This window comes from Streptomyces spirodelae (assembly GCF_017676385.1).
In the GTDB taxonomy this organism is placed as follows: Bacteria; Actinomycetota; Actinomycetes; order Streptomycetales; family Streptomycetaceae; genus Streptomyces; species Streptomyces spirodelae.
In genome coordinates, this window is sequence record NZ_JAFFZN010000015.1 from 75,689 (window position 1) to 95,563 (window position 19,875).

The window sequence follows — 19,875 nt, forward strand, 5'->3', positions numbered from 1 at the left end:
ACCCCGTCCAACGGATCCTAAGGGGCAGACATTCCCGTGCCCGCGTCCGCGTGTCACCCGCGCGGGTAGGTGCGCCTCAACAGCACCTTGCCGGGCCCGGACGGGTCGGAGCTCACACAGGAGGGGTCCACCAGGTAGGCGTCCACGAGGTTCGAGTCGCCGCCCTGGTGGGGCAGGACGACCAGGTAGCCGGTGCGGTTCTCGAAGGTGGCCTCGGGGGCGACGGCCAGCGGGGTCTCCGTGCGGTGGATTCCGTCACGTATGCAGGACGGTACGGACTGTCCGCCATCCAGTGTGTCGTCGCGGAGAGTGCTCTCGTCACTCCCGGGGCTCCGCTTGGTGTCGAGCGAGGGGGTCTCGCTGGGCTGTGCGGGGTCGTCGGTGGCCTTGTGCGAGGGGGACGACGACTCTTCATCCGAGAGCAGCCGCTGGACGCGCTTGCGCAACTGCTGGTCGTCGCTGCTGCCGCCGGCGTCGGTGTCCGTCGAGGACGAAGGGTTGGGCGCGGCATCCGGCGCCTGCTTGCCCGTCGCCGACTGGGCGGTGCCCGAACTCACTTCGGTGGGAGCCTCGTTGGACAGCGCCCGCAGGGTGACCCCACCGAGCGTCAGTACGGCGATGGAGGCCGCGGCGACGAGCAGCACCGTCCGCCTCCGGCGCCGGGGACGGAGCGGGACCACCGTCGTCGTTTCACGTGAAACCGTGTCCGCGGAGTCGACAGTGTCCGCAGGAGCGGCGGCGGTGGCGGTTTCACGTGAAACGGCGCCATCGGACGGGTCGGTCTCATGGCCGGTCTCGCCCTTCGCCGTCGTCGACAGCAGCGACTCGGCGGCGAGAGCGGCATCAATACGGCTTGCGACGTCGTCGGGCATCCGATCGGGCCCGGGCAGAGCGCCGAGCGTCTCACTGATCTCCGCCAGCGACGCGTACACCTCGGCACAGAGCTCGCAGTCCACCAGGTGGTCCCGGAGCGCTGCCTGGCGCTCGACCGGCAGGATGCCCTCGCTGAACGCGGAGATCTCGTTGACCTCCGGGTGCTCGTCGTGCGGGAAAGGAGTGGATGTCATGCCTGCCCCCCTCCCTTCACGGCTCCGGGGCCGGTGGTGTCCTGCTGGGCGTTCCGCGAGCCCTTCCGCGTCGGCTCCTGTGCTGCCTTCTCTGCAGGCTTCTGTGCTGTCTTCCGCTGTGTCTTTGGCGGTGCCTTCGGCTGTGCCTTCTGCGGTGGCTTCTGCGGCGCCTCTCTCGGTGGTGGGACGGATGTCCCCGGGGACGGGTTCCGTACCGCGCTGCTGTCTCCGCCGACGCCACCGCCGGCGCCCCCGCTGCCGTTGCCCTCCACGGTGGGGTCGGCGTCCTTGCGGAGATGGGAGACGAGGGGGAGCAGCCGGGCTCGGCCCCGGGCGCAGCGGCTCTTGACGGTACCGACGGCCACATCGAGCACCTCGGCGGCCTCCGCGACGGGGTACCCCTGCATGTCCACCAGCACCAGCGCAGCCCGCTGCTCCACGGGCAGTTCGGAGAGCGCGGACACCACCTGCTGCCGCACATCCTGGCGCTCCACGGGCGCGGCCGCGGACTCCTGCGGCTCCAGAAGCTGTTCCATGCGGTCGGTGTCGTCCGTGAGTGTGGCCCGGCGGGAGGCCGCCTTGCGGGCGCGGTCCAGGCACGCGTTGACCGTGATGCGGTGCAGCCAGGTGGTGACGGCGGACTGGCCGCGGAAGGTGTGGGCGGCGCGGTAGGCGGAGATCAGGGCGTCCTGCACCGCGTCGGCGGCCTCCTCACGGTCCCCGAGGGTCCGCAGCGCCACGGCCCACAGACGGTCCCGGTGGCGGCGGACGAGTTCACCGAACGCCTCCGGGTCGCCGCTCACATGGCGGGCGAGCAGTTCCTTGTCGTCCGGCCCGGATATCCCGTCGGGCGCGTCCTCGCTCGCCATCAGTCCCTCCCTCACCCTGCCGCGCCCACCTCGGAAGCGGCGCCCAGCGACCTCAACTGAGGACCTGGACCTCCGTGACGCGACCACGGTAGTTGCCCTCGCTGGTGAGCGGGAGCTTGGTGAGCCACAGCAGTACGTAGCGGGTCTTGATGGGCTTCTTCGCCTTCAGGGTGAGGTGTTCGCCGGAGCCGTTGGTGACCTTGCTGAAGCTGCCCAGCGAGGTGGGTTTCTCGGTGACGCTCTTGGGCGCAGCCAGGAAGCTCGCCGAGGTCTTGCCCATGAAGTCGACCTTGAGTTGGCTGACCTGCCGGGTCCTGCCCAGATCGAGGATGAGGCCGGCGCCCGACTTCAGATTGCCGAACGTGGCGTGGCCGATGTACTTGTCCGTGAGCCAGTAGGTGTCCGGCTTGCCGTCCACGGCGTCGGGGGCGCGCTCGGGCTTCTCACGACCGTCCGAGCTCTCCGGATCGAAGTCGTCGACATCGGCGATCTTGACGGGCTTACCGGTCTCGGCGGGCTTCTCCTGGCCCTTGGCCGGCTTGGTGGGGCTCTTTGCGATCGGCTCGCCCTTGAGCAGCGCGTCGGCGACCTGCCAGCTGCCCAGGCCCAGCGCGGCGATCAGGAGCGCGGAGACGCCCCACTTGAGGACCTTGCCGGTGCGGCCGGGCAGCGTGGGCGGCGCGGGAGGCTCGGCGCCGGCCCTGGCGGCCGGACCACCGGGAGCCGCGCCACCGGGACCGCCGGGCGCCGGATAGCCGCCCTGCTGGTAGCCGGTGCGCTGGTAGGCAGGGGGCGGGGTGTAGGCCGGCTCCGGCGGGCGGATACGAGGCAGCGCGGCGACCGCCTTGGACAGCTCCTCGGGTGTGGTGCAGGGCTGCTCGTGCCGGGAGGCCGTCGCGCCGTCGTTGACCAGGGCGCGCATCGCCAGCGTGGACAGACCGCGGTGAACCCCGGCACGGAGCTGCTCGGGGGCCACGAGGGCGCCGATGTCCAGCGAGCCGACGCCGGGCAGCCCGTGCGCGTCCTCCTCGTACGGCCAGCGCTGGGTGAGCGCCGCGTAGAGGAGGGCCCCGATCGCCTCGGTGTCGTCCCGCTGCGGGTGGTCGCTGGTGACGCCGCGCAGGGCCGCGTTCACGGCGAGCCCGCGGATGCGGTACTGCCCCATGCCGGTGCGCAGCACGCAGGAGGGCGTCAGCCGCAGATGCGCCAGCCCCTCGCGGTGTGCGGCGGCCAGCGCCTGGGCGAGCTGGCTGACGAGCTGATATGCCTCGTGCGGCTCCAGCGGGCCCGCGGCGAGCAGCTCGCTGAGCGGGACGGCGTCGGGCAGCCACTCGTGGACGACGTAGACCAGCGCGTCCTCCTCGACGGCGTCGAGAACCTGGACGAACCGGGGGTCGCCGAGCAGGGCCGCTGAGCGCGCCGCGGCGAGGACCTGCCGGGCGCGGGTGTGCCCGGCAGGGAGGATGTGCACGCCGACGGCGCGGCGCAGCTTCTCGTCGACGGCTCGCCAGCTGCTGAAGCCGTCGAGGCGGGTGACGCACTCTTCCAGGCGGTAGCGCTTGGCGAGCTTGTGGCCGCTGTGCAGCTCGGGCACCCGCAGGCCGACGGTTGCCTTGTCCTTGGGCTTGTCCTTCGCCTTCTCTTTGGCCTTGCCCACGTTGTCGGGCCTGTCGCCCTTGTCGGTCTCTTCGGAGGCGTCGGCGTGGGCGGCGGAGGGCTCGGAGGTGACGGCGGGAACCTCAGGGGCTTCGGGGTCGGCGTCGGTGCCGGTGTCCGTAGCGGCCTCGGCCTCGGTTTGGGCTTCGGCGTCGGCCTTCCGGGACGGTGCCTGGTCGGCGGAGTCCGGCGCGGCCGTGTCCGGCTCGGCGGATTCCGGCTCGTCCCGGCTGCTCCCTTCGGGGGACCCCGCAGGCGCAGTGGCACCGGGGGAGTCCGTCACAGGTGCGGTGTCGGAGGGGTGGGCCGAGGCCCCCTTGCGCGGGGAAGACCCGGCGTCGTGGCTGTATCCGTTCGTCGCGTCCGTCGCACCGTCGCCCGTGGCCCCGTCCTGCTGGGCGGTCAGCGGTTCGCCGTTCGCACCGCTGGTCTCGGCCACGCCGACAGCGGCTGTGCTCCGTTCCGCCACCGTCGTTCCTGCCTCCCCATCCGTAGTGGCCGTTTTCCTGGAAACGGCCAAAAACATTGTGCCTACACCTCGCCGCTATGCACGACACGCGGGGGCGAATGATGGTTGTATACGCCGGTTTCTCGCCGAGTTTTCATCGGCCGAGTCTGGCGCGGACCATGCCGAGCATCGCCGTCATTTCCTCGATGCGCATGCGCTTCGCCGCTAGGACGAAAACCGTGCCCAAAACGATCCCTCCGCCGACCAGCGCCGCGATCGAGCCGAGGGTGCCCATGCCCAGCACGTGGGTGATGCCCCAGGCCGCGGCGCCGGCGGCGAGTGTGGCGGGGAAGCTGGCGCCCGCCAGCCTCGTGTACGTACGGACCACGTGACGTCCGTCCAGGTCGCCACCCAGCCGGTTGCGGAGCCGGCGCCAGGCGACACCGACGCCGATGATGTAGGCGAGCCCGTAGGAGGCGGCCATCCCGACGACCGCCCAGCGGGCGGGCAGCAGCAAGAAGCAGAGCGCGGACGCCGCGGCGTTGACGGCGGCCACTATCACCGTGTTGAAGAACGGGGTGCGGGTGTCCTCGTAGGCGTAGAAGGCGCGCAGCACCACGTACTGCACGGAGAAGGGGATCAGGCCCAGGCCGAAGGCCATCAGCATGAATCCCATGGAACGGGCGGCGTCCACACCGGCCGAGCCGTAGATCATCGTGCACATCGGGATGCCGAGGGCCACGAAGCCGAAGGCGATCGGGACGATGGCGACGGCGGAGTTGCGCAGCCCCTGCGAGATGTCGTCCCGTACCGCGCCGGTGTCGCCGTCGGCGGCGGAGCGGGAGAGGCGGGGCAGCAGCGCGGCCATCACGGAGACGGTGATGATCGCCTGCGGCATGTTCCAGATGAGCTGGGCGTTGGAGTAGGCGATGTATCCGGTGCCCGAGTGGCCGTCGTGGGCCGCTGTGGTGCCCGCCCAGGTGGACAGCTGCGAGACCACCAGGACACCGGCCTGGTTGGCGAGCACGAACAGGATGGTCCACTTGGCGAGCTTGGCGGCCTTGCCCAGGCCGTGGCCGCGCCAGTCGAAACGGGGCCGGATGCGGAAGCCGGCGGCCCGCAGATACGGGATCATCGCCAGCGCCTGGACCACCAGGCCCAGCAGGGTGCCGACGCCCAGCAGCCGGACGCCCTCGGGGGGGATGGTGTTGACGGTCAGGTCCGAGGTGTCGGCGGTGCCGTAGACCCACAGGAACATGCTGATTGTCGCGATGATGACGATGTTGTTGAGGACCGGGGTCCACATCATGGCGCCGAAGCGGCCGCGCGCGTTGAGGATCTGGCCCATCACCACGTGGATGCCCATGAAGAAGATCGAGGGCAGGCAGTAGCGCACGAAGGTGACGGTGACCTCGTTGGCGGCCGGGTTATCGGCGAGTTTGACCGACATCAGCCGCACCAGCACGGGCGCGGCGAACACGGCAGCCACGCCCAGCACCCCCAGGATTACCGCGACCAGCGTCAGCAGCCGGTTCGCATACGCCTCACCGCCGTCGCCGTCCTCCTTCATGGCCCGGACGAGCTGCGGCACGAAGACGGAGTTGAGGCCGCCGCCGACGGTGAGCACGTAGATCATCGTCGGGAGCGTGATGGCGAGCTGGTAGCTGTCGCCGAGGGCCGAGGCGCCGAGCGCGGCGACGATCATCGCGGAGCGGACGAACCCGGTGAGCCGGGAGACCATCGTGCCGGCGGCCATTATGGCGCTGGACTTGAGGAGTCCTCCCCCGCCGGACTTGGCCTCCTGGGGCGGGGCCGCCTTCGGGGTGACGGTGCCGAGGTCGACGGTCTGCGCCGAGGGCTCTTCGGCCGCGCCGGGTGCCCCGGGCTCGGGCGGGTAGGGCTGCGGCGGCTGGGTGGGTTCCGGGTGGAACGGGGCGTGCTGCGCGGGCCGCTGTCCGGGCTGCTGGTGCGGGTGAGGCTGCTGCTGGGGGTGAGGTGGCTGCTGTGGGTTGGGGTGGGGCGGGGACTGCGGCGGGGTCGGGTGCTGCGGCGGGGTCGGGTGCTGCGGCGGGGCGTGGCCCTGGTCGCGGTAGAGATGCGCGAAGGCGTCACCCGGCGGGGCCGACGGCTGCTGGGGCGGGCCGGGCGGCTGCGGGGGCTGCTGCCCGCCCTGGTACGCCTGGGGCCGGGGGGCCTGGCCCGGGTACGGCTGCTGCTGCCCGAAAGGCTGCTGACCCTCTGCAGCGGGCTGGCCGTGGGTGGGCTGGCCGTGGGTGGGCTGCCAGGTGTGCGGGTCCTGGGCGGCCGCGGGGTCGTACTCCTCGTACGGGGCGCGCCCGTACGAGTCCGGCACATACGCGTCTTCCGGCTGGCCAGAGCCGTCACCGGGGGTCCGGCCCCGGTCACCGCCATACGGCGCGTTCATCGTCGCTACCTACCCCTGCCCCTGCTCGCCCGGATGAGTCAACGGTCCACTTTCTCACCCGCGGCCGGGGGGTTGTCGTTTTCCCGTTCGGTGTCGCCTCGGTCACCGTCCGCGGCGTCAGCGGATGCCTTCTCCTCCGGCGCTTCGCCGTCCGTCCTGCTGTCCACGTCGCCGTTCGTCGCGTCGTCCGTCCTGCCGTCCGACTCGGCGTCGGCGTCATCGTCCGCCTCGGCACCCTCCGGTCCGTCCGGCTGCTCCAGCGGCGCGTCCGGGTCGGGGGCCGGTCCTGAGCGCTTGCGCTGGGTGTACATCCGGATGCCCGCGAGCACGATCAGCAGCACGCCCCCGGCGATCACCAGCAGCACGGTCGAGGTGATGGAGGTCACGTTGACCTGGAACTTCATCACCTTGCCGTAGCGCTCGCCGTCCTCCGTGTAGAGCTGTGCGTAGACATAGGCGCGGCCGTTGTTCTTGGCGGTGGTGTCGAACTTGAGGGACTGGGTGTGCTCGCCGTCGACCTTGACCCGCTTGGGCTCGCCCACATCCAGGCCCACCCTGCTGGAGCGCAGCTCCAGAACGAGCCCGTCCACCCCCTGGGCGAGGTTGTTCTGGACGGTCACCGGGATGGTGGCCTCGCGCCCGGAGAGGGTGATGTCCGACTTCTTGATGAGCTTGACCGCGCCCCGCAGCTCCAGCAGATACGCCTCCACGCTGTTGCGGTAGCTGCGCGCCGGGCGGTCCTCGCCGCGCCAGGCGTTGGAGACCTCACGGTCTATGGCGTTGGTGAACGGCGGTACGACCCGGTCGGCCCGGTCGAGGATCTGCTGGAAGTCCTCCAGCCCGTCCTTGGTCTTGCGCACCTGCTCGAAGGCGGCGGTCGGCAGCTCTGTCTTGCGCAGCGAGGAGGGGTAGGAGGACGGTGCCGGCATCTTGCGCCGGGCGCCCGGGTCGGGCTTGGCCTGGGCCGCCTCCGCCAGGCTGCTGGTCTCGGTCCAGCCGCTGCGGCCCAGCGTCTTGATGCCGGCCGCCATGGCCCGGGCCTGGGAGACGGTGGGCCTGCGTTGCGGGGCGACGACGACGCTGCGGGTGCGCGAGGGCACCTGCCGGGCCAGCGCGAGGGACTGCGCCGTGAACCGCTGGACGGCCAGCGAGGACGCCCCGGCGCGGCTGAGATCGCCCTCGAAGGCCGTGGACAGCGGCGCGTCGGCGACCAGCGCGGTGTTGCCGCTGCCGATCGGGCGAGCCGCTGTGGGGCTGTAGGAGAGCCCGGTCTCCCGGACACTGTCGCTACGGGCGATGACGTTGTGGGCCCCAGCCGAGGTGGCGACGTCCACGATGGAGGAGTCAACGGCGCCCTTGTAGGGCCAGGCGAAGTCGGTGCTCGGTTCCACGTGGAGCACCGTCTTGACGGTGTCCCTGCCCAGTGCGGTGGCATGGCCCAGCGAGCTGAGCGCGCCGCGGATGCTGGTGCCGCGGTGGGCGAGCGAGGCCAGGTCGGGGTCGGCGAACGGGAGGGCGACGACTTCCTTGCCGGCCACGGCGTCCTGGAGTTCGGCGAGCCACTGCTCGGCGTAGGGCTGGCCCTTACCGGCGACGGTCTCGTCGGGGCCGCCGCCCGGCTTGTGCACCCGGTAGCGGCCCGCCATCATGTCGACGCTCGCGAGCAGGTCGGGGTCGATGACCCAGGTGACGTCCAGGTCCTTGCCGAGTTCGAGCATCTGCTGGAGCCGCCCTCCGGGGGCCAGCTCCTTGGCGAGCGATTCGTCACGGAAGACCGGCGTCTGCTGCTTGTCGGACAGCGTGCGTGCCGTGACGTGCGGGGTGGAGATCAACGGCCACAGATACGTCATCCGGGTCCGGTGGCCGGACGCCTTCTCCTGCCAGGGCAGGAAGGTGCGGCCGATGCCGAGGATCTGGTCGTAGGGGCGGTTACGGGTCTGTCCGGTGAGGGAGACGCCGAGCTGGTGGACGCCGTCGCTTTGGAGATGCAGATCGCTGACGGGGACCTTGAGGGTGAACGACCGGGTGATCCCGGGGGCGAGCCCGGGGAGCCGCGCCCCGTGGTCACCGGGCACCTCGATGCCGTCGGCGCCGGAGATGTAGCCCTTGCGGCGCGCGGCCTGGTCGATGGCGCTGCGCGAGCTGAGGGCCGGACCGATGCGCGGGGTGAGCCGCAGTCGGGTCAGTGTCTTGCTGCTGGTGTTGGTGACGGTGCCGCTCAGGGTGAGGGTGTCGCCCTGCTCCGGGACGGCGGGTGTGACCTCGTTGAGGGAGACGCGCGCGCTGCGGGAGCCCGTGCCGGTGCGGACCGACTGCGCGGACGGTGCGGGGGCCCGGGAGCCGGCCGCTTCGGTGGCCGCAGAGGCGGCCGCAGGGGCTGCCGAAGCAGTCGAGGCCGCTGCGGCCGCCGAGGCCGTCGCCGGGAGCGCTCCGGCCAGTACGGGGAGGGCGGCGAGGAGGAGCACCGTGGCTCGTCGCCTCCAGCGGTTCGTCCCCCTTGGGCCAGGGGGAGCCTGCCTCTCAGCCGCCTCGGCCACGCGCACGTCCATCCCGTCGTCGGTCGTCGTCCCGTTCGCCTGATGGTAACGATGCCTGGAGGGTGGAAGTGCCGCGCCGTCCACCACATGATCACGCCTCGGCCCGCCACACGACCACACACCCTGCCCGACCGCACGGTCGCGATCCTGCGCCGAGCCGCCGACGGGCCTCCGTCGACGGGCCTCCGCCGACGGGTGCCGGGAACGGGGGCGCCTTCGGGCAGGGCGGCAACGTAACCTGTGCTGTTGTGCCGAACGCCAAGAGTGACAGCCAGGACCAGCCCATCGCAGCGGCAGCCCCCTCAGCGGGTCCCACCTCGGACCGACCGGCAGCCGAGCAGCTCAGTGAGGCGCAGCGGCGCGCCGTCAGCGAGCTGCTACGGGTCTCGCCGGTGGCGGACGAGCTAGCGCGCCGCTTCCGTGCAGCGGGCTTCCGCCTCGCCCTGGTCGGCGGTTCGGTACGTGACGCGCTGCTGGGGCGGCTCGGCAACGATCTCGATTTCACGACGGACGCGCGCCCCGAGGACGTACTGACGATCGTGCGGCCGTGGGCGGACGCGGTGTGGGAGGTCGGCATTGCCTTCGGCACCGTGGGGCTCAAGAAATCCGACTTCGTCCTTGAAGTGACGACGTATCGGTCGGAGGTCTACGACCGTACGTCCCGCAAGCCCGAGGTCTCCTACGGCGAGACCATCGAGGACGATCTGGTCCGGCGCGATTTCACGGTGAACGCGATGGCCGTCGCACTTCCGGAGAAGCAGTTCGTCGACCCGTACGGCGGGCTGGAGGACCTGGCAACGGGGCGGCTGCGTACGCCGGGCACCCCGCAGGCGTCCTTCTCGGACGACCCGCTGCGGATGATGCGTGCTGCGCGTTTCGCCGCCCAGCTGGATTTCGACATCGCGCCCGGGGTCGTGGCCGCCATGAAGGAGATGGCCGACCGGATCGAGATCGTCTCGGCGGAGCGGGTGCGGGACGAACTCAACAAGCTGCTCATCTCACGCCGACCGCGTAAGGGGCTGCGGGTGCTGGTGGAGACCGGGCTGGCCGACAGGGTGCTGCCGGAGCTGCCCGCGCTACGGCTGGAGCGCGACGAGCACCACCGGCACAAGGATGTCTACGAGCACTCACTGACCGTGCTGGACCAGGCGATCGACCTGGAGGAGGACGGTCCCGATCTGACCCTGCGGCTGGCGGCGCTGCTGCACGACATCGGCAAGCCGAGGACGCGGCGGTTCGAGAAGGACGGCCGGGTCTCCTTCCACCACCACGAGGTGGTGGGCGCCAAGATGACGAAGAAGCGGATGGCCGCGCTGAAGTACCCGAGCGAGATGATCAAGGATGTCTCGCGCCTGGTGGAGCTGCACCTGCGCTTTCACGGCTACGGCACGGGCGAGTGGACCGACTCGGCCGTGCGCCGATACGTACGGGACGCCGGGCCGCTGCTGAGCCGGCTGCACAAGCTGACCCGCTCGGACTGCACCACCCGGAACAAGCGGAAGGCCCAGGCGCTCTCCCGCGCGTACGACGGCCTGGAGGAGCGCATCGCGCGGCTCCAGGAGCAGGAGGAGCTGGACGCCATCCGCCCCGATCTCGACGGCAACGAGATCATGCAGGAGCTGGGGGTGCGCCCGGGCCCGTTGGTGGGGCGGGCGTACAAGCATCTGCTGGAGCTGCGGCTGGAGCACGGGCCGCTGGGGCACGACGCGGCCGTCGCGGAGCTCAAGAAGTGGTGGGCCCAGCAGGAGGACCTCCGGCAGGAGGACTGACCTGGTCCGCGCCGCCGCGTGCCGTTGTTTCACGTGAAACACGGAAGAGCGCGGCGGCGATGGCCGCGTAGAGCACCGCTACCCCGGCGATGACGGCCGCGGAGCGGCCGTCAGGCGGGAGCATCGCGGCAGCCACCCCCGCGGCGCCGACATAGGCCACGTTGTAGAGCATGTCGTAGAGGGAGAAGACCCGGCCCCGGAAGGCGTCGTCCACGGAGGTCTGTACGGCGGTGTCGGTGGCGATTTTTCCGGCCTGGGTGACGAGCGCCAGCACAAAGGCGGCCAGCAGTATCGGCACCGGCTGGAAGGAGAGCCCCAGCGCGGGTTCCAGTACCGCTGCGATTGCCGCACACAGCGCCATCCAGCCGAAGATGCCCGTCCTCCGGACTGCCGAGGGCGTGATGACGGCCGCCGCGAAGAAGCCCAGCCCTGACAGGGCGAGCGCGATGCCCAGCAATTGCAGCCCGCCGTCGGTCCGGTTGCTCCCGCTGTTCCACGAGTACCGGGCCAGCATCAGCACCGTGACCGTGAGCGCCCCGTAGCAGAACCGCATCAGTGCCGAGGCGGTCAGTGCGTAACCGGCCATGGGGCGTCGCCGGAGATGACGCAGCCCCGCCAGCAGCCCCCGCGCGGTGCCGGCGATCGCGGCCAGGACGCGTGGCTGTACCTCGGTCGGGTCCGGACCCAGCAGGCCCTTGCTCATCCGCAGGGAGGCGAGCCCGGCCAGCAGATAGACCGCGGCGCCCGTCAGCAGCACGATGGCGTCCGCCTGCCGTCCGGTACCAGGGGCCAGATAGCGCACCACGACGGCGACGCCACCGCCCAGGGTGGCGGCGAGGGTGCCGGCCGTCGGGGAGAGGGAGTTGGCGATGACGAGCCGTTCACTGTCCACCACGCGGGGCAGCGCGGCGGAGAGTCCGGCGAGGACGAAGCGGTTGACGGCGGTGACGGTGAGCGCGGAGAGATAGACCAGCCACTCGGGAACGACGCCGAAAACGAGCGCCGCCGTGGCCGCGGCGAGGAGGGTGCGCAACACATTGCCGAAGAAGAGCACCTGTCGTCGCTGCCACCGGTCCAGCAGAACGCCCGCGAACGGCCCGAGAAGCGAGTACGGCAGCAGCAGCACCGCCATCGCGGATGCGATGGCGGCGGGGGAGGTCTCCCTCTCGGGGGAGAAGACAACGTATGCCGCCAGCGCGACCTGGTAGATGCCGTCGGCGTGCTGGGAGAGCAGCCGTACCGTCAGCAGCTTCCGGAAGTCCGGGAAACGGAGCAGGGTGCGCAGGTCACGTGCGACGGACATGGAGACAGCCTCACACAATCGGGGCGGCGTCCGATGGTTTCACGTGAAACGGCGAGCTCCGCACCCCGCCGTACGGGCCACCTCTCCTTGTCACTCCCGCAGTGTCGCGCCCCAGCGCACGGCAACCCGTGGCACGGTCGTGGCGGAGCGCTGCCGCAACGGCCGGGGGGCCGGCGAGCCCAGCGTGAACACATCGGGAGCGCGGTCCAGGACACCGCCGCCGGGATCGTCGGAGCCGTCGTCCTTGCGGACCGGATCGTGCTCGGGCCGCAGCACATCACGCACCACCATGGCGCACAGATACGCCGTGCCGAGCAGATGCGCGGCGATGACCAGCTGATAGCCGTCCTCGGGCAGCCCGTAGCGCTTCTCGGAGCCGGTGTGGGCGAGATACATCCAGATCCCCAGGAAGTAGAGCGCCTCGCAGCTCTGCCAGATGAGGAAGTCCCGCCACCTGGGGCGGGCCAGCGCCGCCAGCGGAATCAGCCACAGTACGTACTGCGGCGAATAGACCTTGTTGGTCAGCACGAAGAGCGCGATCACCAGGAAAGAGAGCTGGGCGAGGCGGGGGCGGCGGGGCGCGCACAGGGCGAGCGCGGCGATGCCCGCGCAGCCGAGGGCCATCAGAAGGGTGGCGTAGATATTGGCGTCATCGAACGTGCGTCCGGTGCGCTGCTGGATGATCAGCCACAGTGAGCCGAAGTCCACCGGCCTCTCCTGGCTGAAGGTGTAGAACTTCTTCCAGCCGTCCCAGGACAGCAGCATCACCGGCACGTTCACCACGGCCCACGAGACCGCCGCTCCCCCGGCGGCGCGGCCGAAGGCTCCCCAGCGCCCGGCCCGCCAGCACAGCACCAGCAGCGGACCGAGCAGCAGCACGGGGTAGAGCTTGGCCGCCGTCGCCAGGCCGATCAGCACCCCGGCCGCCACCGGGCGCGAGCGGGCCCACAGCAGCATGCCCGCGGCCGTCATCGCGACGGCCAGCAGGTCCCAGTTGATGGTGGCCGTCAGCGCCAGCCCGGGCGCCAGTGCGACCAGCATGCCGTCCCAGGGGCGGTTGCGGTGGGTCCTGACCACACACACGACCAGGACGGCCAGGCAGACCATCAGCATCCCGGCGTTGACCACCCAGTAGAGCTGCTCCTCCTGTCGCAGGGAGTCCCCGCCCACCGTGAGCTTGGCCGCGATCAGCATGAACACACCGGTCAGGACCGGGTATTCGAGGTACTCCATACCGCCGGAGATCCGGTCCGGGATGCGGTCCAGGTAGGGCACGAGCCCGTCGGCGAAGCCGCGGCCGTTGTACAGGTGCGGGATGTCGGAGTAGCAGGCATGGATGTACTGCGAGGTCTGCCCGGAGAACCAGGCCCCGTCCAGGCACGGGAGCTTCTGCAGCATTCCGAGTGTGTACATCCCCAGCGCGACGGCCACCACGACGCGCACCGGGGTCCACCACCCTCCCCCGCTCACGGCGCGTCGTCCCGCCGGGCCGCCGGCCACCTCGCCGGCGGCAGCCGCCACTTCGTCATGGTCCGTGGGGCGTACGACGGGGCTTGCGGCGGATCGCCGGCCGGGGCCGGGAGCGGGGGTCCGTGCGGTGGGGGCGCTCGTCATGGATTCATCCTGCCGCACACCGCTCAGGGGAAAGGCCCCCGGCTCGGAGTCCGAGCCGGGGGCCTTTCGGGTGGCGAACCGGTCGAGCGGGAGACGGCCGATCGGACGCGCCGGGGCTTGCCGCCCCTCACTCTCTCCGGCTGCCGGTGGGACCACCGAAGAAGTTGCTGCCGGAATCGTTGCCACCGGGATCGCCGGTATCGCCGGTGTCCCCGGAGTCGCCTCCCGGTCCACCGCCCGGTCCGTCCGTTCCGCCGTTACCGCCGTTGCCGTTCCCGTTGCTCTGCTCGTCGCAGTCCGGGTTGAGCGGCGGGCAGGACGAGGACGTCGAGGACGGGGAGTTCGACGGCGACTCGCTGGGCTCGTCCGACGGCGTCTCACTGGGCTCGTCCGACGGCGTTGGTGGCGCCGAGGTCTCGGTCGGCGTCGGCGAGGGGCTGGCACCGTCGCCGTAGACCTTCTCACCGATCGGCTCCGGCACCGGGAACTTCATGACGGGCGAGCCCTTGAGGGCCTCCTTCATGTACTTGGTCCAGATCTCGGCAGGGAAGGAGGCACCGTGGATGCTCTCCTGTCCGCCCACGCCGTACATCTTGAGGAACTTCTGGTTCTTCGCGGTGTCGTTGACCCGCCACATGCCGATCGAGGTGGACAGCTGCGGGGTGTAGCCGGTGAACCAGGCGGACCTGTTGTCGTCCGTGGTACCCGTCTTGCCCGCCGCCGGGCGGCCCAGGCCCCTGGCCGTGGTACCGGTGCCCTTCTGGACCACGGTCTCCAGCATGTTGGTGATGTTGTCGGCGACGGGCCGGTCGAAGGCGGCCTCGGACACCTTCTTGTGCTGGTACTTGACCTCGCCCTTCCGCTCGACCTTGGTGACCGAGTACGGCTCGGTGTGGGTGCCGCTGGTGGCGAAGGTGCCGTAGGCGCTGGCCATCCGGATGGCGCTGGGCGCCGAGGTACCGAGCGAGAAGGTCGGCGTGGTCTTGGCGAGGCTGTCCTCGTTGACGCCCGCGTCCAGCGCCGCCTGCTTCACCTTGTCCGTGCCGACGTCCATACCGAGCTGGATGAACGGGGTGTTCACCGAGAACTGCATGGCCGTCCGCAGGGTGATCATCCCGCGGCTCTCATTGCCGTCGTTCCTCTGGTGCCACTCGTTGCCGTCCTTGTCGTGCCAGACGGTGCCGTTGTAGTTGCGCAGTTTGATCTTGTTGTCGCCGTTGTAGATGCTCTTCGGCGAGACCTTGGTGCGCGTGCTCGGGCCCTGCTCGGGTGGCCCCTCGGGATCGCGCACCCCGTCCCGCATCGCCGCCGCCATCACGAACGGCTTGAAGGTGGAGCCCACCTGGACACCGGTGTAGTCGGCGTTGTTCCGGAAGTGGGTGGTCGCGTCCGCGCCGCCGTAGATGGCGAGGATCGCGCCGTCCTGCGGCCGGACCGAGGCCCCGCCGAACTGGACGTACTTGTCGACGTCGCGCTTGTCCGGATCGATGTTCTTCTTCTGCACCTGCTCGACGGTCTTCCGCAGCTTCATCACCTTCTTCTTCTCGAAGGTGGTGTGGATGCGGTAGCCACCCCGTTCGAGCTGGCGCTGGGAGATGCCGCTGCGGGTGGAGTCGTTGGTGATGTAGTTGTTGGCCAGGTCCACCAGGTAGCCGATCTGGCCCTTGAGCTCGGTGGACTTCTTGGGCTCCTTGGGCATCGGGAAGCCCTTGGCCTTGATCGCGTCGCGGGTGGACTTCTTCATATGTCCTGTGGCCACCTCGCGGTCCAGCGTCCAGGACCAGCGGGCCTTCGCCCGCTTGAGGTTCTTCTCCGGGGTCGCGGCGGAGCCGACACCGCCCTCCGGGTCGTAGAGGTTCGGGCCGTTGAGCGTCGCGGCCAGGAAAGCGCTCTGGCTCGCGGACAGCTTGTTGGCGTCCACCCGGTAGTACGCCTGCGCGGCGGCCTGGATGCCGTAAGCGCCGCGCCCGTAGTAACCGGTGTTCAGATAGCCGGCGAGGATGTCCTTCTTCTCCATCTTCGCGCCGACCTTGATGGAGATCAGCAGCTCCCTGGCCTTACGGGTGAGGGTCTGCGACTGGTCGAGGTAGGTGTTCTTCACATACTGCTGGGTGATGGTGGAGCCGGACTGGGTCTCACCGCCCATCGCCATCTTGGCGACCGCACGGGCGATGCCCATCGGGTCGACGCCGCTGTCCTGGTAGAAGGACTCGTTCTCGGCGGCGATGACGGCCCACTGCATGTGTTTGGGGATCTCGTTGATCCCGACGATCTGCCGATTGCGGTCGCCCTTGCCGGCGACCACCATCTGCGTGCCGTCCTTCCAGTAGTAGACGTTCTTCTCCGCCTTGGCGGCCAGCTTGGGGTTCGGCACGTCCACCAGTGCGAGGGCTATGCCCGCGAGACCCACCAGCAGCGCCAGGAAGCCGAGGCACAGTCCCGTCATCAGCTTCCAGGACGGGATCCAGCGCCGTAGGCCGTCCTTGCCGGCGCGCGGGTAGTCGATGAAGCGCTTGCGCTCCGGCACTGCGCGCCCGCGCCCCCGGCCCCCGGCCGCACGCCGGCCGCCCTGTGCGTTCGCGGCAGCGGCGGCCCGCCGCCGTCCGCCGCCCTGTGCGGCTCTCCTGGCCTCGGCTCGGCCACCGTGTCCGGGCGCCCCCGGCTCCGACCGGTGGCCCTGTGCGTCTCGGCGGCCGTATCCGTCGGGGCCCGGTGCTGAGGGCGGTGCCTGCCCGCCACCGCGCGATGCTGCGCGACGACCAGGGGACGGTGGCGGCTGCGCCGCACGACGGCCGCGCCCCTGCGGCGGCTTTCGACGGTTTCCGCTCATTGGAACAGCTACTCCTCGGGCAGGCGGCCCTTGCGCCTGAAGGTGGCAGTTGGCTTCTGGTCCCCCCGAGTGCGCCAGGACGGAAGGACCGGACCCGGGCGCACTGCACCGGGGACGAGGACGCTCCTCGACGTCGCTTGGTTCCCAGTACTCGTGGTCTGCACAGCCGACAGACTACGCAGCTTCAAAACCTTCCTTAGGCCGTATTCGCCTCAATCGACGCAAAGGGACTGCGGTGAATCGGTGATGTGCGTCCCTTCACCGGCCCCCCTCTTGTCGCTTCAGAAGCAGCGTTCTATCGTCGGGATGTATCGAGTCGATACATCAGAGCGAGATAAGCGCGGGATAAGCGGCTGTGGACGGAGGTGGGCGGACGATGAGCAGGCGCTCAGGCGTTCTCGAGTTCGCCGTACTCGGTCTGCTGCGCGAGTCACCGATGCACGGGTACGAGCTGCGCAAGCGGCTCAACACCTCGCTCGGCGTCTTCCGCGCCTTCAGCTACGGCTCGCTCTACCCCTGCCTCAAGGCGCTGGTGCAGCGCGGCTGGCTGGTGGAGGAGACGAGCGGACAGCCGGAGGAGCAGCAGTCCGGACGCGCGCAGGCGGCAGCACCGCTCACCGGGCGCCGGGCGAAGATCGTCTACCGGCTGACGGCCGAAGGCAAGGAGCACTTCGAGGAGCTGCTCTCCCAGACGGGTCCCGATACCTGGGAGGACGAGCACTTCGGCGTCCGCTTCGCCTTCTTCGGCCAGACCTCGCGCGATGTCCGCATGCGCGTACTGGAAGGGCGCCGCAGCCGGCTGGAGGAGAGGCTCGCGAAGATGCGTGCCTCGCTGGCCCGTACCCGCGAGCGCCTCGACGACTACACGCTCGAACTCCAGCGCCACGGCATGGAATCCGTGGAGCGTGAGGTCCGCTGGCTCAGCGAGCTCATCGAGAGCGAGCGGCAGGGCACCGAGCGTTCGGGGCGGCAGGGGCGTCAGACCGGTCAGGACCGTCCAGCGCCGGGTCCGTCCGACAACACCGACAGATGAGGCCGCGCTCCGTCGCGAGCCTCAGCGAGAACAAACAGGGAGCAACCGGAATGGGTTCGGTTCGCGTAGCCATCGCCGGCGTGGGCAACTGCGCCGCATCGCTGGTCCAGGGCGTCGAGTACTACAAGGACGCCGACCCGGACGCCAGGGTGCCGGGTCTGATGCACGTCCAGTTCGGCGACTACCACGTGCGCGACATCGAGTTCGTCGCCGCCTTCGACGTCGACGGCAAGAAGGTGGGCCTCGACCTGGCCGACGCCATCGGCGCCAGCGAGAACAACACCATCAAGATCTGCGACGTGCCGCCCACCGGTGTCTCCGTCCAGCGCGGCCACACCTACGACGGTCTGGGCAAGTACTACCGCGAGACCATCGAGGAGTCCGACGCGGCGCCCGTCGACGTCGTCCAGGCGCTCAAGGACTCCGAGGCCGACGTCCTGGTCTGCTACCTGCCCGTCGGCTCCCAGTCCGCCGTCGAGTTCTACGCCCAGTGCGCCATCGACGCCGGGGTCGCCTTCGTCAACGCGCTGCCCGTCTTCATCGCGGGCACCAAGGAGTGGGCCGACAAGTTCACCGCCGCCGGTGTGCCGATCGTCGGTGACGACATCAAGTCGCAGGTCGGCGCCACCATCACACACCGCGTGATGGCCAAGCTGTTCGAGGACCGCGGCGTCATCCTGGACCGCACGATGCAGCTCAACGTCGGCGGCAACATGGACTTCAAGAACATGCTGGAGCGGGAGCGGCTGGAGTCCAAGAAGATCTCCAAGACGCAGGCCGTCACCTCCCAGATCCCCGACCGCGACCTGGGCGCCGACAATGTGCACATCGGCCCCTCGGACTTCGTCGCCTGGCTGGACGACCGCAAGTGGGCGTACGTCCGCCTGGAGGGCCGCGCCTTCGGTGACGTTCCGCTGAACCTGGAGTACAAGCTCGAGGTATGGGACTCGCCCAACTCGGCGGGCGTCATCATCGACGCGCTGCGCGCCGCGAAGATCGCCAAGGACCGCGGCATCGGCGGCCCGATCCTCTCGGCGTCCTCGTACTTCATGAAGTCGCCGCCGGTGCAGTACTTCGATGACGTCGCGCGTAAGAACGTGCAGGACTTCATCGACGGCAAGGTCGAGCGCTGAGCGCTGGGCGCCGGCCGCTGCGGCTCAGCCGATGAGGGGGCCCGGGGATTCGTCCCCGGGCCCCTCTTGTGTGCGGTGCTTGCGGTGAGTTCGGCACCGCAAGCACCGCCGTCGTGACTGATCGCCGCCGCGGCGGAGAAGGTTTCTATCGGTCCACGGTGCGGTCCACCGTCGTCGTCGTATGCCGCAGGATCGCGGTGAGCTCCTCACCGACGTGCGGCTCCGGAGCGTCCGCCGGGACGAAGAGGATGGAGACCTGCATGTGCGGCGGCTCCGCGAACCAGCGCTGCTTGCCGGCCCAGACGAACGGGGAGAGGTTGCGGTTGACCGTGGCCAGGCCCGCGCGGGCCACACCCTTGGCGCGGGGCGTGATGCCGTGCAGCGCCTTGGGGGACTCCAGGCCCACCCCGTGCGAGGTGCCGCCCGCGACGACGACCAGCCAGCCGTCACCGGTGGCCTTGGCCTGCCGGTAGCCGAACCGCTCGCCCTTGGCGACGCGGGTGACGTCCAGGATCGCGCCCCGGTACTCGGTGGCCGCGTGGTCGCCCAGCCACAGCCGGGTGCCGATCCGGGCGCGGAAGCGGGTCTGCGGGAACTGCTGCTGGAGGACGGCGAACTCCTCCGGCTTCAGATGGCTCACGAACATCGTGTCCAGCGGCAGCCGTGCGGCCCGCAGCCGGTCCATCCAGCCGATGACCTCCTCCACCGCGTCGGAGCCGTCGGCCCGGTCCAGCGGCAGATGGATGGCGAAGCCCTCCAGGCGGACCTCGTCGATCGCGGCGTGCAGCCGCGGCAGGTCCTGCTCGGTGACCCCGTGCCGCTTCATGCTGCTCATCACCTCGATGACGACCCGGGCCCCGCGCATCAGGCCCACGCCCTCCACCGAGGAGACCGAGCGGATGGCGCGGTCCGGCAGCGGCACCGGCTCCTCGTCCTTGCGGAACGGGGTGAGCACCAGCAGATCGCCGCCGAACAGGTCCTTGGTGCGGGCCGCCTCGTAGGTCGTACCGACGGCCAGTATGTCGGCGCCGAACTTGGTGGCCTCGTCCGCGAGGCGCTCGTGGCCGAAGCCGTAGCCGTTGCCCTTGCAGACCGGAACGATTCCCGGGAACTGCTGAATCACCGTCTGCTGGTGCGCCCGCCAGCGATCGGTGTCGACATAGAGGGAGAGCGCCATGGCCGGTACGGAAC

12 protein-coding genes are annotated in these 19,875 nt (G+C 70.2%); 3 read left to right on the forward strand and 9 right to left on the reverse strand.

The features are described 5' to 3' along the window. Positions 1-53 precede the first annotated feature (53 nt). The 5 genes from JW592_RS17495 to JW592_RS17515 all read right to left on the reverse strand — a co-directional run bounded on the left by JW592_RS17495 (position 54) and on the right by JW592_RS17515 (position 9,014). Positions 54-1,067: an anti-sigma factor family protein gene (locus JW592_RS17495; protein WP_209266059.1), complete on the reverse strand. Its 1,014-nt coding sequence runs from the start codon at positions 1,065-1,067 to the stop codon at positions 54-56. After that, positions 1,064-1,936: an RNA polymerase sigma factor SigM gene (sigM, locus tag JW592_RS17500; RefSeq protein ID WP_209266060.1), complete on the reverse strand. Its 873-nt coding sequence runs from the start codon at positions 1,934-1,936 to the stop codon at positions 1,064-1,066. The genes JW592_RS17495 and sigM overlap by 4 nt, the downstream gene beginning before the upstream one ends. A gap of 52 nt (positions 1,937-1,988) precedes the next feature. Further along, a complete protein-coding gene (locus JW592_RS17505; RefSeq protein ID WP_209266061.1) occupies positions 1,989-4,061 on the reverse strand; it encodes a protein kinase family protein in 2,073 nt (690 codons plus the stop codon). A gap of 133 nt (positions 4,062-4,194) precedes the next feature. Continuing rightward, positions 4,195-6,465 carry a murein biosynthesis integral membrane protein MurJ gene (gene murJ / locus JW592_RS17510; RefSeq protein WP_209266062.1) on the reverse strand — a complete coding sequence of 757 codons (2,271 nt, stop codon included), beginning with the start codon at positions 6,463-6,465 and terminating at the stop codon, positions 4,195-4,197. A gap of 38 nt (positions 6,466-6,503) precedes the next feature. Then, positions 6,504-9,014 carry a DUF6049 family protein gene (locus tag JW592_RS17515; protein WP_209266063.1) on the reverse strand — a complete coding sequence of 837 codons (2,511 nt, stop codon included), beginning with the start codon at positions 9,012-9,014 and terminating at the stop codon, positions 6,504-6,506. Between the two features lie 272 nt (positions 9,015-9,286). Here JW592_RS17515 and JW592_RS17520 point away from each other — a divergent pair, with 272 nt between their 5' ends. Continuing rightward, positions 9,287-10,771: a CCA tRNA nucleotidyltransferase gene (locus JW592_RS17520; protein ID WP_209266145.1), complete on the forward strand. Its 1,485-nt coding sequence runs from the start codon at positions 9,287-9,289 to the stop codon at positions 10,769-10,771. On the opposite strand, the gene JW592_RS17525 is transcribed toward JW592_RS17520, so the two are convergent. The 3 genes from JW592_RS17525 to JW592_RS17535 all read right to left on the reverse strand — a co-directional run bounded on the left by JW592_RS17525 (position 10,725) and on the right by JW592_RS17535 (position 16,518). Continuing rightward, complete coding sequence (locus tag JW592_RS17525; protein WP_209266064.1) at positions 10,725-12,074, reverse strand: MFS transporter; 1,350 nt, start codon at positions 12,072-12,074, stop codon at positions 10,725-10,727. The two genes, JW592_RS17520 and JW592_RS17525, sit on opposite strands and share 47 nt — an antisense overlap. A 90-nt stretch (positions 12,075-12,164) precedes the next feature. Beyond that, positions 12,165-13,688, reverse strand: a complete 1,524-nt coding sequence (locus JW592_RS17530) for a glycosyltransferase family 87 protein (RefSeq protein WP_209266065.1) — start codon at positions 13,686-13,688, stop codon at positions 12,165-12,167. A gap of 127 nt (positions 13,689-13,815) precedes the next feature. Beyond that, a complete protein-coding gene (locus JW592_RS17535) occupies positions 13,816-16,518 on the reverse strand; it encodes a transglycosylase domain-containing protein (protein WP_209266066.1) in 2,703 nt (900 codons plus the stop codon). A gap of 376 nt (positions 16,519-16,894) precedes the next feature. On the opposite strand from JW592_RS17535, the gene JW592_RS17540 reads away from it, so the two are divergent. Together JW592_RS17540 and JW592_RS17545 are read left to right on the forward strand one after the other, a co-directional pair. After that, on the forward strand, positions 16,895-17,551 hold the full coding sequence (locus JW592_RS17540) for a PadR family transcriptional regulator (protein ID WP_209266067.1): 657 nt from the start codon (positions 16,895-16,897) through the stop codon (positions 17,549-17,551). A 50-nt stretch (positions 17,552-17,601) separates the two neighbouring features. Continuing rightward, positions 17,602-18,684, forward strand: coding sequence for an inositol-3-phosphate synthase (locus JW592_RS17545; RefSeq protein ID WP_209266068.1), 1,083 nt, complete (start codon positions 17,602-17,604; stop codon positions 18,682-18,684). A gap of 145 nt (positions 18,685-18,829) precedes the next feature. On the opposite strand, the gene JW592_RS17550 is transcribed toward JW592_RS17545, so the two are convergent. Then, positions 18,830-19,861 carry an alanine racemase gene (locus JW592_RS17550; RefSeq protein WP_209266069.1) on the reverse strand — a complete coding sequence of 344 codons (1,032 nt, stop codon included), beginning with the start codon at positions 19,859-19,861 and terminating at the stop codon, positions 18,830-18,832. Positions 19,862-19,875: the final 14 nt, after the last annotated feature.